A 558-nucleotide genomic window follows, 5' to 3' on the forward strand; every position below is an offset into this window, starting at 1 on the left:
TCAGGAAGTCGAGTTCCCGGAACACGTGGGTTTTCGAATGACTTCACGGCCAAGTTGCAGATGGCCATAGGGAGTGTATGCTGACCACTTTACCAAGCGTGCGTATTTCATAATTCGGATTAATGAAATGCTTGCTCAGAAAAGCGACAGGTTTGTCGTCGGCACCCGCTTCAAAATTAGTAAGCTCGGTGCCCTGCGGTGCCCGGATCTGACCAACAAGACCGGCACAGTCATCGAAGTTAGCCTTCGCACCACCGGCATCACGGTGCTGTTCGATGGGTGCGCACGACCAACCTGCCTCCACCAGGACTATCTTACGCCCGCGCAGCCGTCCCTTGATGCGGACAAGAAAGCGAGCCCCCAACTGAGGCGGCTCAAYSCCTCCGCCTATCGACCTCGAATGTGAATTTGACCTGCAGCACCGGGCCACTGTCGTCACGGACCTCGATGGCCATCCCATGAGACSCTCCATCCACCCGCTTGCGGACGGCATCCCGGGCSATATCCGCCAGCGAGCGAGCCGCCTCTTCTTGCACCTTCTCTATGGTGGAGAGTTCS

Annotated in this window: 2 protein-coding genes; both read right to left on the bottom strand. The window is 57.3% G+C overall.

Features of this window, described 5'->3' with window-relative positions; genetic code table 11:
* Positions 1 to 43: 43 nt before the first annotated feature.
* Positions 44 to 304: a hypothetical protein gene (locus ACXJL8_RS40490; protein ID WP_456686971.1), complete on the bottom strand. Its 261-nt coding sequence runs from the start codon at positions 302 to 304 to the stop codon at positions 44 to 46.
* A 70-nt stretch (positions 305 to 374) separates the two neighbouring features.
* The coding region (locus ACXJL8_RS40495) for a DUF6894 family protein (RefSeq protein WP_456686972.1) at positions 375 to 558 on the bottom strand (184 nt) is incomplete at its 5' end.

Source organism: Bradyrhizobium sp. P5_C11_2 (genome assembly GCF_054049755.1).